A 19814-nucleotide genomic window follows, 5' to 3' on the forward strand; every position below is an offset into this window, starting at 1 on the left:
GCGACGGAGGCAACATGGCTGACAACAACGAAAACAACCCTCTCAATGATGCGGTCGAACAAGTAGAAACTGGTAATGATGGTACGGAACAGCAGCAGGCACAGCAGAACCAACAAAACACAATTGCAACTACGATAGCTACTGGGGCCGATGCTGCTGATGCCGCAGACGATGCTAACCAGGCAATGCAAGACGACCCTAGTGGAGCGGGTGCGTCAAGCGAAGGCGATGATACCGGTGGTGCGCAATCTGCCCAGCCTGTAGATAGTGAAGCCGCCTCTTCGGAAGGCACTCAGTCAGGAGTGGTCGATAGTCAGATGACCGATAGTGGCGCTTCTGCTGATGCAGGATCTGGTGGTGCTGGTGGAGCAGGTGCTGGTGCGCAAAGTGTGGGTGGACAAAGCTCAGAAGGTTCCGATGGCGGTAGTGATGCTGAAGGGCAAACTCAACAAGCTTCTAGCGCACCACAAGCCGCTGCCGCTTCACCTGCTGAAGATGCTGGCGAAGGGGATGATTTTGATACGCAAACTGATAGCGAAACGTTCGAGGTTAACGTTCTTGATGAAGACGAGCAAGCCAATCTAGATCAAGAACGATTGGATGACGACTTTGACTCGGAAACAACAGAACAAACGTTCGAAATTCAAGTCGAAGATGTAAACGATGAAGCCGAAGTTGAGGATGTTGCTTATACAATACAAGAGGATGGCTCTCTAACGTTTACTGACGCCCAATTATTAGCAGGCGCAAGCGATGTCGACGGCGATGATCTTACGGTAGCCGATGTCAGTTACACTGGTACTGATGGTGTGTTTACCGATAACGGTGATGGTACCTATACTTTTTCTCCAAATGAACACTTCAATGGTGAAGTGGATTTAAGTTTCTCTGTCAGCGATGGAACTACAACTATTGAAGCCAATATTGATGTAACTGTCGAAGCCGTTAACGATCTACCTGTCGCGGGATCAACGACTTACTCAGTTAACGAAGATGGCATTATCACAATTAGCGATGACCAGTTGTTAGCTAATTCAAGCGATGTTGAAGGAGACGTTTCCGTCAGCGACGTCTCTTACTCTGGTACCGATGGCATCTTCACCGATAATGGTGATGGTACTTACAGCTTCGCTCCAAACGAAAACTTCAACGGTAATGTCAGCCTAGATGTCGTTGTAGTGGATGAAGAGGGAGCAACAGCTGAAACTACAGCAGGTATTGATGTCATTGCAGTGAACGACGCACCAGTCTCAGGTGACCTGGCTTACTCAGTTGACGAAGATGGTTCAATTACTCTGACTCAAGACCAACTATTGTCTCAAGCATCAGATGTAGATGGAGATGATCTGACTGCCGCTAACTTAAGCGCGGGCGATAACGCAACCGTCACTGCTAATGAAGATGGTTCATTCACCATTACGCCAGACGTGGACTTCAATGGTGATATTGACCTTAGCTTCGATATCTCTGATGGTACCGACACCATCGTTGCAAACGCTGACCTCACGGTCAATCCAGTGAATGACGCTGCGGTTGTAGAAGACGTGGGTTACACCATCCAAGAAGATGGTTCGTTAACCTTCACGGATGAGCAGCTTCTAGTGGGTGCGTCAGATATTGATGGAGACGACCTGTCAGTTGCTGATGTGAGCTACTCAGGCACCGAAGGTGTGTTCACAGATAACGGTGACGGCACCTATACCTTCGCGCCAAACGAGAACTTTAATGGTGAAGTGGACCTAAGCTTCTCAGTGAGCGATGGCACGACCACCACAGAAGCCAATATTGATGTCACTGTAGAGTCTGTTAATGACATTCCTGTTGCAGGTTCTACGACTTATTCTGTACAAGAAGACAACTCAATTACCATAACTGACGAGCAGTTATTGGCTAACAGTTCAGATGTTGAGGGTGATCTTTCAGTTCAGGATGTCTCTTACTCAGGTACTGATGGTGTCTTTGCTGACAACGGTGATGGTACCTATACTTTCTCGCCAAACGAGAACTTCTCGGGTGAAGTTAGTTTCGATGTGGTTGTGGCAGATGAAGACGGAGCAACCGCAGAGATAAGTGCTGGTTTAACCGTTATCGAGGTCAACGACCCACCAATTGCAGGACCAACGTCTTACACCATTGATGAAGACAGCGTACTGACATTCAGTGAATCTCAAGTCCTTGCCAATGCATCTGACATAGAAGGCGATGTATCGCTAGTGGGTATCAGCTACGATGGACCGCACGGTATCTTCTCCGTCAATGGTGATGGTACCTGTAGCTTTGCTCCAAATGAAAACTTCAATGGCGAAGTTCAGTTGAACGTCACCATTCAAGATGAAGGTGGCGCCACTGTTGATACGGTCATTAACGTAGATGTGCTTCCAATTAACGATGCACCAGTCTCTGGTGACCTCGCATACAGCGTAGATGAAGATGGCAGTGTGACATTGTCACAAGAGCAACTTCTGTCTCAAGCAAGTGATGTGGACGGTGATGATCTCACTGCGGCTAACCTAAGCGCAGGTGACAATGCAACGGTAACTGCAAATGAAGATGGCTCATTCACCATCACGCCAGATGCAGACTTCAATGGCGACATTGACCTCAGCTTCGACATCTCAGATGGCACAGACACCATCGTCGCGAATGCAGACCTCACGGTCAATCCAGTGAATGACGCTGCGGTTGTAGAAGATGTGGATTACACCATCCAAGAAGATGGTTCGTTAACCTTCACGGATGAACAGCTTCTAGCTGGCGCATCAGATATTGACGGGGATGATCTGTCTGTTGCCAACGTGAGCTACTCAGGAACAGAAGGTGTGTTTACCGACAACGGTGATGGTACTTATACCTTCGCGCCAAATGAAAACTTTAATGGTGACGTGGATTTGAGCTTCTCAGTAAGCGACGGTACAACAACCACAGAAGCCAACATTGATGTGACTGTTGAGTCCGTCAATGACATTCCAGTAGCCGGTTCAACCACATACTCAGTCGATGAAGATGGCATTATCACTATCTCCGATGTTCAGCTTCTAGCGAACAGCTCAGATGTGGAAGGCGAAGTCGCGGTTGATGATGTGTCTTACTCAGGCACAGACGGTATCTTCACTGACAACGGTGACGGTACTTACAGCTTCGCGCCAAACGAAAACTTCAACGGAAACGTATCGTTAGATGTCACAGTTGTCGATGAGGACGGCGCAACCGCTGAAACAACGGCAGGCATAGACGTTATTGCCGTAAATGATGCACCGGTCTCTGGTACCGTCGCGTACTCGGTTGACGAAGACGGCTCAATCACGCTAAACCAAGAACAGCTTCTTGCTCAAGCCTCAGATGTAGATGGAGACGCTTTAACGGCGTCCAATCTAAGTGTGAGTGAAGATGCTACGGTAATAGATAATGGTGATGGTACCTTTACCATTACTCCAGATGCTAACTTCAATGGAGAAATTGATCTCAACTTCGATATCTCAGATGGTACAGAGACTATTGTTGCAACGGGTGGTTTAACCGTTAACCCAGTCAACGATGCTCCTGAAGTATCGGGCATTGTCGCTCAGGTAGATGAAGATAACAGTATCACCATCACTCAAGAACAATTGTTGGCGAATGCGTCAGATATCGACGGCGACGATCTAGTTGCCAGTGATCTGCAATTGTTTGGTACTGAGGCAGAAATCGTTCAGAACGAGGATGGCTCGTTCACTATCACCCCAGAGGAAAACTTCAATGGTGAGTTAGACTTCACTTACACCGTTTCTGATGGTGAAGAGAATGTTGTAACGACGTTAGATCTTACGGTCAATCCAGTGAATGACGCACCTGATGCTGGGGATGAAATTTACATTCAAGCGGAAGAAGATCAAACCGTTGGCGTAAGTATGCGTGAAGAGCCAGCGATTCGTCTCGACCAACAACCTGAATTCGGTATTGTTCAAGCAAACATTGAAGATGAGTGGGTTACTCTGGAAGTTGGCCAAGAAGTTTCTCCAGACACTGAGATTCGCTTTGTTCCAGATGAGACTGCGGTAACTGATTCTACGTCAACGACGCAACTCGGTACCTTCGATGACAACGCTAAAGTCAGCGACTGGGGTGATGAAGTTGATTCTCATACTCGCCAATTTACCGATGGTGACTTAACCGTTACCACACAAAGTACTGATGGTCCGCTTGGCGCTTGGAATGGCAATACCCATATCGGTCATGGTATTGGGGATACCGACAGGCAAGGCCTAAGTGGTGATGAGCAACTTGTCGTTACGGTAGAAGGTCAGGATATAAACGAAATCAGCTTCAATCTAGATGGTCTAGGTGGCTGGTTTATGGAAGAGTCTAGACACTTCACTGAGGTCGAGATCCGCGCGTTTGATACGGATGGAAATCTCATAGATTCAGAAACTTACCACAAAGATGATCGTAATAGCTATGAGCACGAATATACGCTAACGACTGATGAACCTGTGGCTCGTTTCGAACTTGGCACTATTCAAGGTAACGGTACTTACGTCGTTCAAAACATGTCTGTTTCTCAGACACTACCTGACGATGTGGTATTTACATCTATCGGTATAGACGGTACTGAAGTTACGGAAACTATTGGTTTGAATGTTCGTGAGGGCGATCAAGAGATCGATCTAACAGCCGACCTACCAGCCGTAACTACGGTAGAAGAAGGAGCAGATGGCTTCGCTTCTATTGTCATTACCGAAGAACAGTTATTGGCACAAGCTAGCGATATCGACAGTGATGAGCTCGATATCATCAATTTAGCTCTCGAAGATGACAATGCAACCTTAACCGACAATGGTGATGGCACTTGGACAGTTACACCAAACGAGAACTTCTCTGGTGATATTGACCTAACGTATCAAGTCACCGACGGCGAGTTGGTTGACGATAATACTATCCACATCAACTTCGCAGAAGTAAACGATGCGCCAGTGGTATCAGGCCCAGTTATCCTAAGTACCGAAGAAGACAACTCCATCACATTTACCGATGAAGATCTGCTTGCGAATGCTTCAGATATCGAAGGTGATGAGTTAAGCATCTACAACGTTAGCTACAACGGGGATAGTGGTGAGTTATCCGATAACGGAGATGGTACTTACACATTCGTTCCAAATGAAAATTTCAATGGCGATGTGGATCTCAGCTTTGGTGTGAGTGATGGTGAGGACGTCACTATGAACCAAATTGATTTAGCAGTGATTCCAGTGAACGACGTTCCTGTTCCTGGTGCTCCGCTGAATTTAGATATGTTGAACGATGGCACCATCACAATTAGTACATCGAGCTTGTTAAGCGGTGCGACTGATGTTGATGGAGACATCCTACATGTTGAGAACCTTGTCCTAACCAATCAATTGGACGGCACACTGGTTGATAATGGCGACAATACCTTCAGCTTCACACCATCTGAAGGCTTTACTGGCAATGTCTCATTGTCGTTTGATATCAGTGATGGCCAAGCATCGGCGCCAAGCTCACTGAATATTGATGTCGTTGACTCCAACGTTGGTCCAGAAGTAACAGGCCCACTATCAGCTACGGTAGAAGAAGATGGCACCATCACCATAACTCAAGAAGAACTCCTTGCTAATGCGAGTGACCTTGATGGAGATGATCTCACCGCAGTTAACCTAAGCACGAATGACGAGAACGCCACCATTGTTCAAAATGAGGATGGTAGTTTCACTATCACCCCAAGTGAAGACTTCTATGGCGATATCGACTTCACTTATGATGTTACAGACGGAATCGCTACGGTAGGTACCGAGTTAGACTTAACCGTAACGCCTGTAAACGATGCACCTGATGTACCCGATTTATCATTCAATGTCTTGGAAGATGAATCGATTATTGTCACAGCAGAAGAATTGCTTGCCCAAGCAACAGACGTTGAGGGTGATGATCTAACCGTCGTCAACGTTAACTCTGATGACCCAAATGTATCGGTAACAGATAATGGTGATGGTACTTATACCTTAACGCCAGCGCCTGATTATAGTGGTAGTGCAGGTCTTACGTTTGATGTTAGTGACGGTACCGATACGGTTACCGCAGACATCGCGTTGAAAGTTCAATTTGTTAATGATGCGCCTGAAGCTGAGCCAGTCGTCGCGGAAATGGATGAAGATGGCGTTATCTTGGTTACACAAGATATGCTTCTTGAGAATGCGACTGACAGAGATGGTGACTTCTTAGTTGCAGAAAACCTTGAGACTAACGACCCGAACGCAACGATCGTCAATAACGGCGATGGTACGTTTAGTGTTACGCCGTCACAAGATTTCAATGGCGATATCGTGTTTAGCTACAACGTCTCTGACGGTGAGCTAGATACAAGCAGCGAGCTTACACTGACGGTTAATCCAGTCAATGACGCACCAGACGTTGCTCCGCTTAACGTTGAAATTCAGGAAGACAATACATTCGTCTTCACGGAAGAGCAGCTTCTTGCCCAAGCGACGGACGTCGAAGGTGATGAGCTGAGTATTACCGATGTGAGTTACAGCGGTGATGAAGGATCTCTCGTCGATAATGGAGATGGCACATACACCTTTACGCCGGAAGAGCACTTTAGCGGCAATCTAGATATTGGCTTTACCGTTTCAGATGGTGAAGCTGAAGTCGCCCAAACTATCGGTGTGAGTGTCGAAGCGGTTGCCGATGCACCAGACTTAGAAGTGACCACTGGTGATGGTGACGCCGTCACAGATGAGGCTATTGTTGTCGAGCCTGGTAGCACCACCGAACTAAACATCGGTGCAGCGCTTGTAGACCAAGACTTGTCTGAGACACTAACGCTGGAAGTAGGTGGATTACCAGAAGGTACTGTGATTCGCTATGACAACGAAGGAGTACTCGACGAGCAAGCTGGCGGTATTACCAGTTATGAAACCACGGATATTACTGTCACTTTCGAAGGTGAAGGCGCTGGATTCCAAAATACGGCGGGTTACTACACGGTCGATGAAGATGGCAATATTACCGATGTAAACATTGGGTTTGAGAACGCATCCCAAGTTGGTTCCGGTGGCGACTTGATTCCTGGCCAATCGTCAATCACATTTGAAGTCGAAGAAGGTGAAAGCTTCAACCTGTTCGTTATTCCGAATGGCTTCAATCGTAATGACTTCGATTCGATGCAAGATGGAACCTTTATGTTCCGTGATGCAGACGGAAATCCGGCTACCATTGATTCTGTTGACCCGCAACTGGTTCATATTGACCCAGATGGCAATGAAACTGTCATACAAAGTCAATTTGGAGACTCAGTATTCCACGGCGGTACGAATACTAATCTGAATCAAGATGGAATAGAGCATACCAGAACAACACTAAATGATGATGGCGAGATAGTTTACGGTATCGAAGATCTCTACGGAGGCGGAGATCGTGATTATGATGATTTCACGTTTACTGTAGACGTCGGTGAAACCAACAGCCAAATCTTACAAGGTGAGATCGTTGTTGGTGAAGATGGCACAGCCGTGCTTCCAACGCTGGTCATTGATCAAAACATCGAAATTACCTTCCCTGAGGACTACACTGGCTCCACTGCGTTAGAGATCAAAGCGACCGCAACAGAGCTTTCTAACGACGATGAAGCGAGTACGATTCAAGTCGTTAACTTTGAAGTTGACCACGCGCCTGAATCAGACTCAGTCTCTGCACAAGTCGACGAAGATGGCTCAATCACCATTACTCAAGAGCAGCTACTGGCGAACGCCACCGACCTCGATGGCGATGCACTAACTGCACTTAACTTGAGTACTGAAGATGAAAACGTCACTGTTGTAGATAATGGCGATGGGACATTCACTATCACGCCTGACGCAGACTTCAATGGTGATGTAAACTTCAGCTTCGATGTCAGTGATGGCGACCAGATCGTATCGACAAATCTAGACTTAACCGTTAATCCTGTGAACGACGCGGCAGTGGTTGAAGATGTCGGCTATACCATTCAAGAAGATGGTTCATTAACCTTTACTGATGAGCAGCTATTAGCCGGCGCCTCAGACATTGATGGCGATGACTTGTCTGTCGCCAATGTGAGTTACTCAGGCACGGAAGGCGTGTTTACCGATAATGGTAACGGCACTTATACTTTCGCGCCAAATGAGAACTTCAATGGTGAAGTGGATTTGAGCTTCTCAGTAAGCGATGGAACCACCACGACTGAAGCGAACGTCGATGTTACCGTAGAGTCTGTCAACGATATTCCAGTTGCAGGTTCAACTGCGTACTCGGTTGATGAAGATGGCATCATCACAATCTCAGATGATCAACTTCTTGCGAACAGCTCAGATGTTGAAAGTGAGGTCGCGGTTGACGATGTCTCTTATTCAGGCACAGACGGTATCTTCACTGATAACGGTGATGGTACATACAGTTTCGCACCAAATGAAAACTTCAACGGCAATGTATCGCTTGATGTAACCGTAGTAGATGAAGATGGTGCAACGGCCGAAACAACAGCTGGCATCGACGTCATCGCTGTTAATGATGTGCCAGTCTCTGGTGATTTAGCATACAGCGTCAATGAAGACGGCTCGATTACGCTTACCCAAGATCAGCTATTGTCTCAAGCAAGTGACGTTGAAGGAGATGACCTTACTGCTCTAGATGTGACTGCAGCAAACAATGCTACCGTTGTTGCCAATGATGACGGTTCATTCACTATCACGCCAGAAGCGGATTTCTATGGTGATATCGACCTAACGTTCTCTGTCACTGATGGTACAGACTCAACCGTTGCTAATATCGACTTGACTGTTAATCCAGTTAACGATGCAGCGGCGATTGTTGAAGATGTGGCTTACACCATGGAAGAAGATGGCTCGCTCACCTTTACTGACGAGCAGTTGCTCGCCAATGCTACCGATGTAGATGGTGATGACCTCAGCGTTGAATCCGTCACATACAATGGCGCAGAAGGGGTATTTACAGATAACGGTGATGGTACTTATACCTTTGCTCCAAACGAGAACTTTAGTGGTGAAGTTGATCTCTTGTTTGAAGTATCTGATGGCACGGAAATCACCCCAGCGAATATTGATATCACAGTAACTGAAGTCAATGACTTACCAGTCGCTGGTTCAACAACTTATAGTGTTGACGAAGATAACATTCTTACGTTCACCAACGAGCAGTTGCTCGCCAACAGCTCGGATGTCGAAGGTGATGTCGCGGTCTCTGACGTTTCGTACTCAGGTACAGACGGTATCTTTACCGACAATGGTGATGGCACATATAGCTTCGCGCCAAATGAAAACTTCAACGGTGAGGTCTCGATTGACGTTACTGTTGTGGATGAACAAGGTGCGACAGCAGAGACAACTGCAGGCGTAGAAGTCATTGCAATGAATGATGCACCAGTCTCTGGTGACTTGGCGTACAGCGTTGACGAAGATGGTTCTATCACACTGACTCAAGAACAACTGCTGTCTCAAGCTTCAGATGTAGACGGCGATGATTTGACTGCGGCTAACTTAAGCGCAGGCGATAATGCGACAGTGACTGCCAACGAAGATGGCTCATTCACCATTACTCCAGATGCTGATTTTAATGGCGACATTGATTTAAGCTTCGATATCTCCGATGGTACCGACACCATTGTTGCGAACGCTGACCTTACAGTGAACCCAGTAAATGACGCAGCGGTTGTGGAAGATGTTGGCTACACCATCCAAGAAGACGGCTCGTTGACCTTTACGGATGAACAGCTACTCGCTGGCGCGTCAGATATTGATGGCGACGATTTGTCTGTTGCTGATGTCAGCTACTCGGGCACAGAAGGTGTGTTCACTGACAACGGTGATGGTACCTATACCTTCGCACCAAACGAGAACTTCAATGGTGAAGTTGATTTAAGCTTCTCTGTCAGTGATGGCACGACCACCACTGAAGCGGATATTGACGTGACGGTTGAGTCGGTCAATGACATTCCTGTTGCTGGCTCTACTACATACTCAGTAGATGAAGATGGCATTATTACCATCTCAGACGAACAGCTTCTCGCCAACAGCTCTGACATTGAGGGCGAAGTGGCCGTTGATGATGTTTCGTACTCAGGCACTGACGGTATCTTCACGGACAACGGCGACGGCACTTACAGCTTCGCACCAAATGAAAACTTCAACGGCAATGTATCGCTTGATGTAACCATTGTTGATGAAGATGGCGCAACAGCGGGTACCACTGCGGGTATCGATGTCATTGCGGTTAATGACGCACCAGTCTCAGGTGACTTAGCTTACTCTGTTGATGAAGATGGTTCGATTACGCTGACGCAAGAGCAACTACTGTCTCAAGCAAGTGATGTCGAGGGTGATGACCTTACTGCAGCGAACTTGTCAGCGGGTGACAACGCGGCAGTTACAGCCAACGAAGATGGCTCATTCACCATCACACCAGATGCAGACTTCAATGGCGACATTGACTTAAGCTTCGATATCTCTGACGGCACCGACACTATAGTGGCTAATGCCGACCTAACGGTTAACCCAGTGAACGACGCCGCGGTTGTGGAAGATGTTGGCTACACCATCCAAGAAGATGGTTCACTGACATTTACTGACGAGCAACTTCTGGCAGGTGCATCAGACATTGATGGTGATGACCTCTCTGTTGCGGATGTGTCGTACACAGGCACTGATGGCGTATTCACCGATAACGGTGACGGCACGTATACCTTTGCTCCGAACGAAAACTTCAACGGTGATGTTGATCTTAAGTTCTCTGTTAGCGATGGCACAACGACAACAGAGGCCAACATTGATGTCTCAGTCGAATCTGTTAATGACATTCCCGTAGCAGGCTCTACCTCATACTCCGTGAATGAAGATGGCGTGATTACCATTTCAGATGATCAGTTGCTTGCCAATAGTTCTGATGTTGAAGGGGACGTGAGTGTCAGTGATGTGTCTTACTCTGGCACAGATGGTATCTTCACGGACAATGGTGACGGTACCTACAGCTTCGCACCAAATGAAAACTTCAACGGCAACGTTTCATTAGATGTTGTGGTCGCTGATGAAGACGGCGCTACAGCGGATACCACAGCCGGTATCGAGGTTATTGCAGTCAATGATGCGCCTGTATCAGGTGATCTTGCATATAACATCAACGAAGACGGTTCGATTACGTTAACCCAAGAGCAGTTGTTGTCTCAGGCTACAGATGTGGATGGTGATGAACTCACTGCTGCTAACTTGTCTGCTGGCGATAACGCGACCGTGGTTGATAATGGTGACGGTACCTTTACGGTAACACCAGAGGCCAACTTTAACGGTAACATCGACCTAAGCTTTGATATCTCGGATGGCACAGAAACCATTGTTGCTAATGCTGATCTATCGGTCAATCCAGTCAACGATCTTCCAACTACTTCAGATGTTTACGCTAATGTTGATGAAGACAACACCATTACGATTACTCAAGAGCAATTGCTTGCCAATGCGGCTGATATCGAGGGGGATGCACTAACTGCAGACAGCTTGGTAGCTGACAATGCAACCATTATTGACAATGGCGATGGTACTTTCTCCATCACGCCAGATGAGAACTTCAATGGTTACATCGATGTGGCCTATAGCATCAGTGATGGTGACACTCCAATTGCAGCTAACCTCGGCTTAACAGTAGATCCTGTTAATGATGCGCCAATTGTGTCCGCTGATGTAGCCATTACGATTGAGGAAGATGGCTCTTATACCATCACTCAAGAGGAGCTATTGCAGTTTGCTACTGACATTGAAGATGATGACATGACAGCCATCATCGGAGAGCAGGGCGATGATACAACAGTGACAGGTACGGTTCTTGATGCTGAAAGCAGCAACCCCGTTTCAGGTGCGGAGGTCACTCTGACCGATGGAGCAGGTAACAGCTACACAACCGTAACTGATGATTCTGGTAATTACTCGGTCAGTGGCTCGATTGTCAACGAAGGTACGGTAACAATTGAGCAAGAGGGTTCAATTACTACTAGCTTTGTAGTACCAGCGGGAGAAGAGACCAACGGTGGCGTCACAGCAATATCTGAAGTCCTAGATGATGCAGATATGCGTGTGGTTGTAACTTGGGGCGATGAACCTCGAGATCTTGATAACCATCTGTGGTTATACGACCAAGACTCAGGGCAAGAACTTGATCATATCTACTATCAGGATATGAGTTACAACCAAGGAGGTGGAGACCGAGTCACCCAAGATGTCGATGACGTAAATGGGAATGGACCAGAAACTATTACTATTCCAAACTACGAAGACATGAACATGCACTATTCAGTTCACAATTACAGTGGTCGTAGTTGGGACGTAGATGGTGTTGAAGAAGTTCAGGTTCAAATCTTTGTTGGTGATACGCTGATTCAATCATTCACTCCAGACTTACCTGATAATCCGCAAGGCGATCACTGGCATGTATTTGACATCGTCGATGGCGTGATAGTGCCGAGCCAAGATGTCAGCACGGTCACTAACTTTGAGCTACCAACGTCCGAAGAAGCCGCTGCGGCCGACAATGGCATTGATATCTCAGAAATCGTAGCCGGTGATACCGAAGAAACAGGCTCTGGCGAAGAAACTGACATTAATGAACCGAGCATCGGTGATATCGCTATTGAAAACGCGCTCATCACAGACAATGGCGATGGTACCTATACCATCACGCCGGAAGAAAACTTTAACGGTGAGTTCTCAATCAGCTACAACGTTGACGATGGAAATGGTGGCGTTACCCCAGCGGAACTTGATGTTACTGTGACTGCTGTAAATGACTTGTCTGTCATTTACGACCACGACTACACCATTAATGAAGATGGCTCACTAACCTTTACTGACGAACAGCTACTCGCTGGCGCAACTGACATCGACGGCGACGATTTAACTGTCGAGTCAGTCAACTATGAGGGAGCCGATGGTGTCTTTACTGACAACGGAGATAGTACTTACACGTTCGCGCCAAATGAAAACTTCAATGGCAACGTTGATCTTACCTACGACGTAAGTGATGGAACGGATACTGTCTCGGCCAATATCGATGTCCAAGTGGTGCCAATCAACGATGTTCCAGTAGCCGGAGCAACAAGCTATAGTGTCGATGAAGATGGCAGCATCACCATCAGCGACGCACAGTTGCTTGCCAACAGCTCTGATGTCGAAGGTGATGTTGCTGTCGATAGTGTCACCTATACCGGTACTGATGGTGTGTTCACCGACAATGGTGACGGCACCTATACCTTCTCACCAAATGAGAACTTCAATGGGGATGTAAGCCTCAATGTTACGGTTGTCGATGAAGAGGGAGCGACAGCGGATACAACGGCTGGTATCGATGTCATCTCAGTGAACGACTTACCGGTTGCAGGAGCGACGACTTATAGTGTTGACGAAGACAACATCATCACCATTACCAGTGACCAGCTGCTAGCTAATAGCTCGGATATAGAGGGTGAGGTGGCTGTTGAAGATGTCTCTTACTCTGGTACAGACGGCATACTTACCGACAACGGTGATGGCACGTTCAGCTTCGCTCCAAATGAGAACTTCAATGGCAATGTCAGTCTTGATGTCACTGTTGTCGATGAGGATGGTGCGACAGCGGATACCACGGCAAGCATTGACGTTATTGCAGTCAACGATGCACCAGTATCTGGTGATTTGGCCTATAGCGTCGATGAAGACGGCTCTATTACATTGTCTCAAGAACAACTTCTAGCTCAAGCTAGCGATGTTGAAGGCGATGAGCTTGAAGCAGCAAATCTAACTGCAGGTGATAACGCTACGGTAACGGCTAATGACGATGGTTCATTCACCATCACACCTGATGTGGACTTCAATGGCGACATTGATCTAAGCTTCGACATCTCTGATGGCACCGACACCATCGTCGCAAACGCTGACCTCACTGTAAATCCAGTGAATGACGCTACAGTTGTGGAAGATGTGGGTTACACCATCCAAGAGGATGGCTCATTGACCTTCACTGATGAGCAGCTTCTTGCGGGTGCGTCAGATATTGATGGTGATGACCTATCAGTTGCTGATGTAAGTTACTCAGGCACCGAAGGGGTGTTCACCGACAATGGTGACGGCACCTATACCTTTGCACCAAATGAGAACTTCAACGGAGAAGTGGATCTAAGCTTCTCTGTAAGCGATGGCACGACTACGACAGAAGCCAATATTGATGTGACGGTTGAGTCTGTTAATGACATTCCTGTTGCAGGTTCTACGACTTATTCAGTACAAGAAGACAACTCGATTACCATAACTGACGAGCAGTTATTGGCTAACAGTTCAGATGTTGAGGGTGATGTTTCCGTTCAGGATGTCTCTTACTCAGGTACTGATGGTGTCTTTTCTGACAATGGTGATGGTACCTATACCTTCTCTCCAAACGAGAACTTCTCTGGTGAAGTTAGCTTTGATGTAGTTGTAGCAGATGAAGATGGAGCAACCGCAGAAACAAGCGCTGGTTTAAGCGTTATCGAGGTCAACGACCCACCAATTGCAGGACCAACGTCTTACACCATTGATGAAGACAGCGTACTGACCTTCAGTGAGTCTCAAGTCCTTGCCAATGCATCTGATATCGAAGGCGATGTATCTCTAGTAGGTATCAGCTATGACGGTCCACACGGTATCTTCTCCGTCAATGGTGATGGCACTTGTAGCTTTGCGCCAAATGAAAACTTCAATGGCGAAGTTCAGTTGAACGTTACCATTCAAGATGAAGATGGTGCCACGGATGATACGGTCATTAACGTAGATGTGCTTCCAATTAACGATGCTCCAGTCTCTGGTGACCTCGCATACAGCGTAGATGAAGATGGTAGTGTGACATTGTCACAAGAACAATTACTATCACAAGCGTCGGATGTGGAAGGTGATGACCTCACGGCTGCGAACTTATCTGCAGGTGACAATGCTACAGTCACTGCTAATGAAGATGGTTCATTCACCATTAAGCCTGACGCGGACTTCAATGGTGACATTGACTTTAGCTTCGAAATCTCCGATGGCACCGACACCATTGTTGCGAACGCTGACCTCACTGTAAATCCAGTGAATGACGCAGCAGTTTTGGAAGATGTGGGTTACACCATCCAAGAAGACGGTTCGTTGACCTTCACTGATGAGCAACTTCTAGAAGGTGCGTCAGATATTGACGGCGACGACCTATCAGTTGCTGACGTGAGCTACTCGGGCACAGAAGGGGTGTTCACCGATAATGGTGACGGTACGTATACCTTCGCACCAAACGAGAACTTCAATGGTGACGTAGACTTAAGCTTCTCAGTGAGTGACGGTACGACCACCACTGAAGCCAATATTGATGTGACGGTTGAGTCTGTCAACGACATTCCTGTTGCCGGTTCAACCACATATTCCGTCGATGAAGATGGCATCATTACTATCTCAGACGATCAACTTCTAGCGAACAGCTTGGATGTTGAAGGTGAAGTTGCGGTAGAGGATGTGTCGTACTCAGGCACAGACGGTATCTTTACTGATAATGGGGACGGTACTTACAGCTTCGCACCGAACGAAAACTTCAATGGCAACGTATCGCTTGATGTCACCGTTGTAGATGAAGACGGTGCAACCGCAGACACCACCGCGGGTATTGACGTTATCGCAGTGAACGATGCACCAGTATCAGGTGACTTAGCTTACTCAGTTGACGAAGATGGCTCAATTACTCTGACTCAAGAGCAATTGCTATCGCAAGCAAGTGATGTCGATGGTGATGACCTGACGGCCGCTAACTTAAGCGCTGGCGATAATGCTACAGTCACTGCCAATGAAGATGGCTCATTCACCATCACGCCAGATGCGGACTTCAATGGCGACATTGACCTCAGCTTCGATATCTCTGATGGTACCGACACTATCATGGCCAATGCAGATCTCACTGTGAACCCAGTGAACGATGCAGCAGTCGTAGAAGATGTGGGTTACACCATCCAAGAAGACGGTTCATTGACCTTTACGGACGAACAGCTTCTAGCCGGCGCATCAGATATTGACGGGGATGATCTATCCGTTGCGGATGTGAGTTACTCAGGAACCGAAGGGGTGTTCACCGATAATGGTGATGGTACTTATACCTTCGCACCAAATGAGAACTTCAATGGTGAAGTAGACCTAAGCTTCTCAGTAAGCGACGGTACAACAACCACAGAAGCCAACATTGATGTGACTGTTGAGTCTGTCAATGACATTCCAGTGGCCGGTTCAACGACTTACTCAGTCGATGAAGATGGGGTCATCACCATCTCGGACGACCAATTGCTAGCGAACAGCTCTGATGTGGAGGGCGAGGTAAGTGTCAGTGATGTGTCTTACTCCGGCACGGACGGTATCTTCACAGATAACGGTGATGGTACTTACAGCTTCGCACCAAATGAAAACTTCAACGGTGATGTAGCGCTGGATGTGGTTGTTGCTGATGAAGATGGAGCAACCGTTGGTACAACGGCTGGAATTGAAGTCATAGCGGTCAATGATGCTCCAGTATCAGGTGACCTCGCTTATAGTGTCGATGAAGATGGTTCAATCACCTTGACTCAAGAGCAGTTGCTAGCCCAAGCAGGTGATGTGGACGGTGATGCGCTAACTGCTTCGAACTTAACTGCAGGAGACAACGCAACAGTAACAGACAATGGTGATGGCAGCTTTACCATTACGCCAGATGCCAACTTCAACGGAGACATCGATCTTAACTTTGATATCTCTGATGGAACAGAAACAATCGTTGCAAATGCTGATCTGACCGTGAATCCAGTCAATGATGCAGCTACATCGGATCCTGTTGACCTAGAAGGCATCGAAGATAACGCCATCATCATCTCACAAGAAGACTTATTGAAACACGCGCAAGACATTGATGGAGATGACCTAACAGCCAGAGATCTGTCAATCGATGAGTCATTCGGTTCATTGGTTGATAACACTGATGGTACGTGGACATTCACACCAACAGAAAACTTCAATGGTGACGTGCCATTCAACTTTAACGTTGATGATGGTACTGAACTAACACCAGTTCAAGGCAATATCGACATAGCCGGAGTTAATGATGAGCCTCAGGCACCTGCAATAGAAATGCAGGGAGAAGAAGACCAAATTATGGTCATCGATCCTGAATACATCTTGGCACAAGCAAGTGATTTAGATGGAGACGAGCTAACACTAGAAAGTATTAGTGTGAAGTCGCCACAGAACGCGCAACTGCAGCAACAGCCAGACGGCATGTATCACCTCGTTACATCACAAGATTTTAACGGCTTAGTAGAATTAGCTTACGAAATCTCAGATGGCGAAGCGACAGCAGAAGGCTCGCTCAATGTAGATGTCATTCCGGTGAATGATGCACCATTTAACGATGGCAATGCCTTCCTAACAACAAACGAGGATGGGGCATTTACCTTCGATTCATCCGACATGCTTGACCTGTTTGGGGACATTGATACTGAGAACTTGGTAATTTCTCGCATTATCATGCCAGATGGAGAAGATGGAGGTGACCTAAATGACAATGGTGACGGTACTTGGACATTTACACCAACAGGCGATTTTGCAGGAACTTCTGGACTACAAGTCGTCGCATCTGACGGTGAGTTTGAGACTGCACTCGACGTACCAGTATTTGTACGTCCTGTCGCGGATGGTGCCGTAATCACCACAGATCACGATGGTCCGTTAGTGTTCTCTGAAGATTCAACGGGTCACTTAGGACTAAACGTTGACCTAATTGATGACTCAGAAATGCTCAGCAACTTGGTCATGACTGGCTTCCCGGTAGGGTTTGAAGTCAGTGATGGTGAGAATACGGTCATTATTACCGAGCCTGGACAAATGATAAGTATCACTAACTGGAACATAGATGATCTTCAGTTAACACCACCAGAAGATTTCTCTGGAAACTTCTTCGTGACCGTCAGCGCAACTACCGTTGATTATGGTGATGAGCCGTTACCAGAACCAGAAGGTAGTGAGATTTCTGGCGACTTTGATACCACGCTAGGCGAACCAATCATTCTTACTGAAGAGGACTTGATTGGTATGGCGCAAAACATCGATGCTAATGATGACGATGCTATCCAAATGGTTCACTTGGTTGATCCTAACCAAGGCACGATGGTTGACAATGGTGATGGTACATGGACCTTTAGTCCTGCCGATGGCTTCACTGGGGAAGTGGACTTCGCTTATGTGGTAGAACGTGATGGCATTCTTCATGATGAACAAAGCACAATTGGTGTTCATGAGAATGAGGGGCAAATCACCGATGGCCCACAAATCGAGTCTATTGCTTCTGCCAACGTTGAGGAAAGTGAACCACTTAACTTCACCGATAGCGACATGTTGGGTACTTTAAGCTCTGAAACGGGTGAAATGAGTATTGAATCCGTCACACTGCTTGAAGGCGAAGGTCTCATTGAGTCTGACGGGCAGGGTGGTTATCAATTCACTCCAGCTGAAGGCTATACTGGTAGCGCACAGATTGGCTTCGTGGCTAGTGATGGCGAAAACTCAGTTGAAAGTCACTTCAATATCACGGTTGATGAACAAACTGCTGGAACAGTTGAACCATTAGCTCAATCCGACGATGGCTCTATCGGCATCAACGGCGAACAAGTTCTTCAAAACCTTGATGTTGCGGACGATGCAAGTTTGTCTGAACTCAACTACACAGGTGATGAAGGTGCATTAGTGCCGTCCGGTGATGACCAATGGACATTCTGGCCGGATCCAGAGTTTAGTGGTGACATCCCGTTAGAAGCGACCGTGCAATCAGGAGGCGAAGAGCAAACATTAGAAACAACAATGAACGTTGAAACTACGCCGGAAGCAACATCTACATCAAGCACGGCGCCAGAAACCGCTGCACCAGATACTGAAACGGTACAAGAAACAGTCGAAGCAACATCGACAGATGGAACCGACACTGAAGATGAAAGTGCTGATGTTACCGCAGCACCAGGCACTGATGTTAACTTGTCGATCCCAGATGAAGTAACGTCAGCTGAAGGTGTAGAACAGGTTGAGCTCTCTGGTATACCAGAAGGCGCATCAGTTAGCGGTGCACTTGATAATGGTGATGGTACTTACACAGTATCTGGCGACTTATCGCAACCTGTGACAATGTCACTAGGTGATACCTTTGAAGGTGAAGCATCAATATCATTTCAAGGTGTTGATGAATTGGATACTCCAATTGAAGGAGCCACAGCAACGACAACAATTGAAGTTGATGATCAATACGCAATGCAAGCGAGTAGCCAAGCTCCAACAGACACTTCAGGTCTGCAAGATGCAGGCGGCAGCGGCGATTGGACATCTGGCGACAATACCGATACGGGTGTCGACTTTACTGATGACTCTGGAAGCTTCGGCCATGACGACCAATCATCGGGAGGAAATCAGCACGACATCGACGACAACAACTTCTAGAAAAGTGCACAAAGCCCATGCAGTAACTCTTGTACGGGCTTTTTGTTTCTTAATAATCACATTACTAATCTATGATTAAGTAATGTGATTATTAAGTATTTTATGGTAAATATCGATTATGGTTAAATCTGGGCTAAGTAGAGCTAGTAGAGCTGTTCAAGGTAAGGATTTTAAGCTCACGCACACAGTATTTAACATAATATACATAATACGCACTTTGATATAGAGCAAAGTAGAAATGTCCTCCTAAGCTTTATCGTCCACTAACGGTAATTCAAGTAACATTTATTGTCTCGACAAATCACGACGTAAATCTCAGGCTCTCCGTGG

Annotated in this window: 1 protein-coding gene; it reads left to right on the top strand. The window is 46.9% G+C overall.

Going from position 1 to position 19814, the window contains the following annotated elements:
* Positions 1-14: 14 nt before the first annotated feature.
* The gene (locus tag VME0621_RS18670; RefSeq protein WP_062460421.1) at positions 15-19484 is read left to right on the top strand and encodes a tandem-95 repeat protein; all 19470 of its coding nucleotides are present in this window, start codon (positions 15-17) and stop codon (positions 19482-19484) included.
* Positions 19485-19814: the final 330 nt, after the last annotated feature.

It is taken from the genome of Vibrio mediterranei, from assembly GCF_900088415.1.
GTDB lineage: Bacteria > Pseudomonadota > Gammaproteobacteria > Enterobacterales > Vibrionaceae > Vibrio > Vibrio mediterranei.